Genomic DNA, 6,827 nt, shown 5'->3' on the forward strand with positions numbered 1-6,827 from the left:
TATAAGAGGAATAGATGTAGGGAAAAATAAAATGCCAATAGTATAAGTACGAACGGAAAAAATAAGAACGATATCCAACGATTTTAGAGCACCATCTACGGCTGCCTATACTCCAGCGGTTGTTTGCACATTAAAAGAAATAGAATCGGATAAAGAGAAATATCCCTTTGCTGATAAAAATACGAAAATAAATTCGACTCCATATTATTGGACAAATGCGGGGTTAGGAATCAATCGCATTTTCCAGATTTACGAAATCACCCCTTATTTATCTGGTCAAATTGAATTACCCATGAAAATGTCTTGTAAGTATAGAAATGCCCTTTTATCTTTGGATAGAGGGGCTTTTTGATGTGAGACTATAGATAAATAACAATGAATTAATTACTATTAAATTTTCCTGAAATATGGATGGTGTTACAATGATGGCGTACTATAAGAATGACAACAAAGAAAAGAGGTCAGTCTATATGAAATTAGAAAATAAAGTAGCGGTAGTAACTGGTGGGGCAAGTGGGATTGGAGAAGCAACTGTACGATTGTTTGCACAAGAGGGCGCAAAAGTAGTTATTGCTGATTTTTCGGAACGTGGACAAGAAGTAGTATCAGATCTTAAAGCACAAGGTTATAAAGCATTATTTGTGAAAACAGATGTGACAAGTGAAGAAGACGTCAAAAACATGGTTGCTAAAACAGTAGGAGCTTTTGGCTCTTTAGATATTATGTATGCAAATGCAGGAATTGCACTGGATGCACCGATTCATAAATTATCAGTAGAAAACTGGCAAAAAACGATCGACATCAATTTATCAGGCATCTTTTTAAGCAATAAATTCGCAATAGAACAAATGCTAACACAAGAAACTCGTGGCGTCATCGTCAACTGCGGTTCTATTCATAGCCATGCAGGTAAAGCGGGCGTAACAGCATATGCATCAGCAAAAGGGGGAGTCAAACTACTAACACAATCCCTTAGCCTAGATTATGCAAAAGAAGGTATTCGTGTAAACGCGGTATGTCCTGGCTACATCGAGACACCGCTTATTAAAGGTCGCAACGAAGCAATGAATCAACATCTAATCGGACTTCACCCAATGGGCCGTCTAGGAAAACCGGAAGAAGTTGCCAAAGCAGTATTATTCCTAGCAAGCGATGATTCTTCATTTATAACAGGAACATCATTATTAGTTGATGGTGGATATACGGCACAATAACAATCGATAAAATGAATACTCAAAACGTAGTGGAAAAAGACAGGATTGGATGTCTTTTCTGACTACGTTTTTTTGTACATACGATTATCGTTTAAATTTGAATGTTCAATCCAAATTTATCTTATATTATTCGCGTAAATTGGAAAATAAAAGTAAAAGGGGAAATGACTTATGAACTATAATGATAGAGGGTTACCAATATTAAATGAAGTAACAGCAACGGCTATTTTTGACTGCGTATACGGTATCGATCATGTTAGTAAAGAAACAAAAAAGTTATTAAAAGATGAAAATTTTAAATTATTTATAACTGCACTAAATACACAGCAAGAATACAAATAAACAAACGTGTAATGAAGTATCAGCATTAAGTATTAAAGGCAACTTGAACGACTTTAAAATGGTTCATACAGACCCGGGAAAAGAGTTTGATAATTTTTGATGGCGCGTTAAGTAGTGAAGATGAATTCTTTTTTATTTCAGTTGTTCCTTCTCTCTCAAAAAATGTAGGTTTGCAGTCACTATATAAAAATAGTAAAATGGTTTTATATAAAACGTATTTTTTGTAAGTTTAAAAGGTGAGATTTAAGTTAGAAAAAAATCAAAAAAACATGGGTGGAGCAATGAATTTCTTGCAATCCGCTATGATAGTCACAATGCTACCGTAGGAGGAACATATTCTTTCACTCCCGACATGGTACAGGCTCAAATGTCGGAGAAAAATGCAAGTGTAACATCTGTCGAGTTTGCATAACTAACAGAGTCTTTATCAACATACGCTTATGACGATGTAAGAGCAGACCACTGGGCAGCAACAAATAACTTATTTGACTATAACGGAGAAGGAAAATTCAGTCCAAATCAACAAGTACTAGTAAACGTACTAGCTAATTATTTTAATATCGCTAAAGATGATACTTATAAAGAATTTGCAAAGTATAATGTATCGAATAGCGGAAAAACCTTCGCATATCACCATGCTAGAGGAGATAAACTTATATACTTCAACTCTAAGTATTTTATATTAGGAGGAGGGTATGAAGGTAGTATCGCTTCTACCCAAAAGTGGTTTGATACTTATTGGCATGTTCCCCAAAATTGGAACAAAAGCAGGCTGGCAAAGTCTTGTTGTAGGTGCTAATAGAACACTATACCATGGATATGCTAATACTAGAGGGAACGGACTCATAATTAGCTATCAAGGTAAGTAATAGATAAAGGAGGATGAGGTAATGGACAAAAAGAAAGTATCTATTATCGCCATCATCTTAGCAGTTTTTCAGGCATTAATTGTAGTTATATTCGCGGTTTCAAGTAATTCATCTACATCTAAGAAATATGAGGATGAAGAAAACACTGGTAGTACGGCAAAGTTACAAGGCGGTACTACCTATAATAGTGATGACGAGGCTGATAGTGAACACGACAAAATGATAGCATAATAAGGTTTTTGGTAATATTTTTAAAACAATAATCTGTAATGAAAGAAAAACAAGTTCCCTTATTTAAGAAAAGGGCAGTAGGGAGGCAATCAAATGTTTAAAAACGTTTCAAAATCTCAATTTTTTTTATCACCTTTTTTTGTTATTATTTGTTTTCTCCAATCTTATAATCACTGGGGCGAGAAACAAATATTATCCTTAGTGTTCTTAATTTCAGGTATCTTACTTTTCACTATTGCAATTATTAATGTAATTGTTTATAAAAAAAGACAAAGTGGATTAAATAAAGTAGATTAAGATTAGAGGCGTTAGTGAATTTAACAATCATCAAACATTTGGAAAAAAGAGTGTGCTTTGGATTTTTATTAAAAGTCAAGAGTTGAAGCAATGCACTTAATACATCAGTATTCTTTATACAATGTGCAACATTATAACAAGTTATTTTCGAGCTGAACTAATTTTTGTATTAGTTCAGCTTTTATTTGTGATTAAAGATATAATTTGGAATATTTATGAAATGAAAGTATAGTGTAAGTAAATGTTTTTATTCGTTATCCAACTAGCGGGACAGTTTAGTGGAAGAAGAACATATTAAAAAAGAAATGATAAAGGAGAAGTAATAAAACAAAAAGAAAAAGTTGTATAGAGAAAAGGAGGGATTTCTTTGGAAGATTTTCAAATGGTTGAGCTAGATACCGGAATTCTCGAAGGAATGGGGAGTTATTGTCTCAGAAGTAAAAAAAAATCACTTGGATACATAAACAAAAATAATTGGCTAAACGAAAGTTTCGAGAAAGGTTTAAAGTATATTCAATTAATAGAAAATAAAAAACAAGTAGGTTTTATTGAATATACTGACGCTGAGTTTTCCTCTAGGGTGGTCCACGCTAATAATTATTTGGTAATTCATTGTCTATGGGTAAGTGAAACTGGAAAAGGATACGGGGCTAAACTGATTAATAAATGCCTTCAAGATGCAAAAAGCCATTCTAAGCGAGGTGTAGTAGTGGTTACAAATCCTGAAACCTCTTGGACACCAAGTAAGGATATTTTTTTAAAGAATCAATTTAAATTGGTAGATACAGCACCTTTTAATTTTGAATTACTTGTTTATCAGTTTGAAAATAGCACCTTACTACCTGTTTTTCCTACTAATTGGGATGAAAGAATAAATAAATTCAAAAACCTTACAATACTACGCTCTTTTCAATGTCCTTACGTAGAAGTCGCAACTGAAAATATAATTGTGGGTGCAAATGAATTGGGGTTAGATGTCAATATCATTGATTTAAAAAGCAGAGAAGAACTAATGGAGTTATCCCCAACCCCTTATGGAATATTTTCAGTCGTTTTCAAAGGGAAACTTATCTCATTTCACAGATTAACCGTCCATTCGGTAATGAAACGGTTGAAAGAGCTTATGTAAATATGAGATTGTGAAGGATTGCACCTGAACTAACGGGGGCTTTAATAGAAGATCTTTGAGCTGTTCAAACAGCTCTTTTCTTATTCAACTAAAGGGGGAGTTTAGTTGAATAAGGAATAACTAATTTCTATAACGAATGAAATAAAGGTAAGAATTGTTGTTATGACCAATGGAGGATTCTATAGTTAGAAGAAAATTGGGATGTGGGGGAGAATATGGAATCTAAGCTAATTATTATACGAGGAAACTCTGGAAGTGGGAAAACAACGACTGCGAAAAGTCTTCAAAATCATTTGGGACATGGAACGCTTTTGGTTTCTTAGGATACCGTTCGCCGTGAAATGTTGAAGGTTCACGATAGAGAAGGGAACCTTTCAATTGATTTGATTCGCCAAATCGCAGAATACGGTAAAGATAAATGTGAATTTGTTATTGTGGAAGGAATATTGTATAAAAATCGCTATGGTGAAATGCTGAATAACCTAATTCGGTTCTATAACCAAAAGACATATACTTATTATTTTGATTTATCTTTTGAGGAAACAGTCATACGTCACAATTCTAGTTCGAAAAAGATGGAATTCGGTGAAGATTCTTTATGTGCCTGGTGGAATCCAAAGAATTATCTTGGCGTGGAAGGAGAAATGATATTGACTAATGATAGGTCACAAAACGATGTATTGAAACTGATTTTAAATCAACTGCAAAAGTAATTTTTTCAAGTTTTGAAATACTAATTTGCTTATTTAAGTATCAGTAATATCTTCGTCAATATTTGAATACTGCTCTTTTTGCTCAACTTTATCTGGAAATCTTATATCATCAACGTATTTTAGCATTGATGTTATATCCTTTGTTTCTAAAGCCTCTAAATAATTATTTACAAGGTTTGCAACTTCTTCATCCGTGGTTAAATTTGTTTCATTTGAGCAATCAACTAAAAGTATTAACAATATGATTTCTAAAACTATAAACTATCCCATTCTATCCCCCTTTTTTTTGTAATTATAACTATGTAAAATTATACCATTATCTATTAAACTGAAGGAGTTCATTAAGAATCACTAAAACTAAACAAACTATTTTATAAAAATCGTATACTAAATCACTAGAAAAGAATCCATTTTGTTCATTTTTTTTCAAAATGGATTCTTTTTATTTACGCTAATATGGGGGTTCAGGAGGACATTTTGGTCAATTCCTCTCCAGTTGATTCTTTTACGTGCAAAATAGCATTTAAAATAAGTGCAAAATATCACCTAAAGTAACAGGGTGAATTCTGTCCAAAGCGAGATTGAATTCATACATAAATTATTTGGAGTAGTATCATCATTCATAGATGAAAAGTACATTGGGATTCTATGTTTCTATTTCATTATTTTTGCACCAGAACCCTTTTCTTCAAAAGGTCTTTACCCTTACTGCATATAGAGTCAGTTCATTTAACGTATTTGATTTCATAATGATCACCACCCTTACTTTAAGGATAGCATTTTTTATAAGTTTAGGAGTTTTGAACAATTAACTTGATATGCATGCGGCAAGGCCCCTGAAAGGGAAATTACAAAATGAAATTATAATACAAACAAATTGTTAAAAAATTATTAATAAATTACGAAAAATGTAAATTATACATTGTATTTTTAAAAAATTTAAAATAGTATTAACAATGAGGTGAAATACATATAATGAAATTTTCAAAAATATTATTATCAACAAGTCTATGCTTCACATTATTTTCAGGTTTTTAATTATCAGAGGCAAAAGCAGAAACAAGTGAAGACCCTATTCCAAAGGGATCATGGAAATTAACTGCAGGAAGTAAATGGGTAAAAGCCGCTGGAACTCGTTATAAAGTTTCTCCACCTTGTAATTTAACAAACGCAACAACTACAACTGCTAATTACACTTATGCATCATGGAGCGATAAAGTTAAACAATAATGATATTTCGAGATTTGAAGATTTCAATATATAATCATTGAAGTCTTTATTTATTACTAATATACAGAGGTGTTAAAATATATGTTTTTAAAATATATTTGTCCTTTTATCATTTGTACGTCCTTTCTAATGGGGTGTAATTCTTCAGAAAAGACAAGTGAAAAAAATGTCAATAATCCAATTGAATCTGAACAGAATAATTCATCTATTCAAAAAAACAAATCATTAGAAAACAAGTTTCTCCCCCCTAAATTTAGCATAACAAATTTTGAAATGAATTATATTACTGAGAATAAGGAATTAACTTTTCTTATGAATTATGAAATCGATGTAGACATATACGAAATCTTACAGGAAAATACTCAAAAGATTTACTTTTCACTTGAGTACCCTGAAGCATTATACGATATTTTTCATAATACAACTAGTGAATTATTGTTAGCAGAGCAACCTAAAGGCTATAATACTAAATATCAAACTCAATTCAGAATAAACATCGATTTAACGACAAAACAATTAGAGAAAATAAAAAATAACTTATCTGGCTTTAACCTCAGTATAGCTGACAAAGATAAGGATGCAATTGCTCATTTTATTGATTTAAATGGTTTTAATACCTTTGATCCTGATACTTCAAATTCTACTCATATAGATGATACAACTAAATAATTACAAATAAGGGTGGAATGTCAAATCTAAACTGGACAACTATTATAAGGACTGTTGCTTAAATTCAGTCGGCGTAAGATATCCAAGTGTTTGATGAATCCGAATATTGTTAATCCAATTCACATAATCCCAA

General features: G+C 31.9%; 9 protein-coding genes and 1 pseudogene. 8 read left to right on the forward strand and 2 right to left on the reverse strand.

The window, feature by feature from the left end:
- Positions 1–470 precede the first annotated feature (470 nt).
- The 7 genes and pseudogenes from JFL43_RS18835 to JFL43_RS18865 all read left to right on the forward strand — a co-directional run bounded on the left by JFL43_RS18835 (position 471) and on the right by JFL43_RS18865 (position 4,795).
- Entirely contained in the window at positions 471–1,214 is a 744-nt protein-coding gene (locus JFL43_RS18835; RefSeq protein WP_200750225.1) for an SDR family NAD(P)-dependent oxidoreductase, read from the forward strand.
- Positions 1,215–1,385: 171 nt separating this feature from the next.
- On the forward strand, positions 1,386–1,556 hold the full coding sequence (locus JFL43_RS18840) for a hypothetical protein (RefSeq protein ID WP_200750226.1): 171 nt from the start codon (positions 1,386–1,388) through the stop codon (positions 1,554–1,556).
- Positions 1,557–2,251: 695 nt separating this feature from the next.
- Positions 2,252–2,425, forward strand: coding sequence for a hypothetical protein (locus JFL43_RS18845; RefSeq protein WP_200750227.1), 174 nt, complete (start codon positions 2,252–2,254; stop codon positions 2,423–2,425).
- 21 nt (positions 2,426–2,446) lie between these two features.
- Positions 2,447–2,656 carry a hypothetical protein gene (locus JFL43_RS18850; protein ID WP_200750228.1) on the forward strand — a complete coding sequence of 70 codons (210 nt, stop codon included), beginning with the start codon at positions 2,447–2,449 and terminating at the stop codon, positions 2,654–2,656.
- Between the two features lie 93 nt (positions 2,657–2,749).
- Positions 2,750–2,953: a hypothetical protein gene (locus JFL43_RS18855; RefSeq protein WP_200750229.1), complete on the forward strand. Its 204-nt coding sequence runs from the start codon at positions 2,750–2,752 to the stop codon at positions 2,951–2,953.
- 367 nt (positions 2,954–3,320) lie between these two features.
- Positions 3,321–4,082, forward strand: a complete 762-nt coding sequence (locus JFL43_RS18860) for a GNAT family N-acetyltransferase (RefSeq protein WP_234447890.1) — start codon at positions 3,321–3,323, stop codon at positions 4,080–4,082.
- 215 nt (positions 4,083–4,297) lie between these two features.
- A pseudogene (locus JFL43_RS18865) lies at positions 4,298–4,795 on the forward strand (kinase).
- 33 nt (positions 4,796–4,828) lie between these two features.
- On the opposite strand, the gene JFL43_RS18870 reads toward JFL43_RS18865, so the two are convergent.
- Positions 4,829–5,035, reverse strand: coding sequence for a hypothetical protein (locus tag JFL43_RS18870; protein WP_200750230.1), 207 nt, complete (start codon positions 5,033–5,035; stop codon positions 4,829–4,831).
- Between the two features lie 1,071 nt (positions 5,036–6,106).
- Here JFL43_RS18870 and JFL43_RS18875 point away from each other — a divergent pair.
- Positions 6,107–6,694: a hypothetical protein gene (locus JFL43_RS18875; protein ID WP_200750231.1), complete on the forward strand. Its 588-nt coding sequence runs from the start codon at positions 6,107–6,109 to the stop codon at positions 6,692–6,694.
- Between the two features lie 42 nt (positions 6,695–6,736).
- On the opposite strand, the gene JFL43_RS23565 is transcribed toward JFL43_RS18875, so the two are convergent.
- Positions 6,737–6,817 carry an IS3 family transposase gene (locus tag JFL43_RS23565; RefSeq protein WP_407702003.1) on the reverse strand — a complete coding sequence of 27 codons (81 nt, stop codon included), beginning with the start codon at positions 6,815–6,817 and terminating at the stop codon, positions 6,737–6,739.
- Positions 6,818–6,827 lie beyond the last annotated feature (10 nt).

The sequence above is a fragment of the Viridibacillus soli genome (assembly GCF_016612995.1).
In the GTDB taxonomy this organism is placed as follows: Bacteria; Bacillota; Bacilli; order Bacillales_A; family Planococcaceae; genus Viridibacillus; species Viridibacillus soli.

Coding starts and splice junctions, on each gene's coding strand:
- JFL43_RS18835 (WP_200750225.1), top strand. CDS start 471: ATGAAATTAGAAAATAAAGTAGCGGTAGTAACTGGTGGGGCAAGTGGG.
- JFL43_RS18840 (WP_200750226.1), top strand. CDS start 1,386: ATGAACTATAATGATAGAGGGTTACCAATATTAAATGAAGTAACAGCA.
- JFL43_RS18845 (WP_200750227.1), top strand. CDS start 2,252: ATGAAGGTAGTATCGCTTCTACCCAAAAGTGGTTTGATACTTATTGGC.
- JFL43_RS18850 (WP_200750228.1), top strand. CDS start 2,447: ATGGACAAAAAGAAAGTATCTATTATCGCCATCATCTTAGCAGTTTTT.
- JFL43_RS18855 (WP_200750229.1), top strand. CDS start 2,750: ATGTTTAAAAACGTTTCAAAATCTCAATTTTTTTTATCACCTTTTTTT.
- JFL43_RS18875 (WP_200750231.1), top strand. CDS start 6,107: ATGTTTTTAAAATATATTTGTCCTTTTATCATTTGTACGTCCTTTCTA.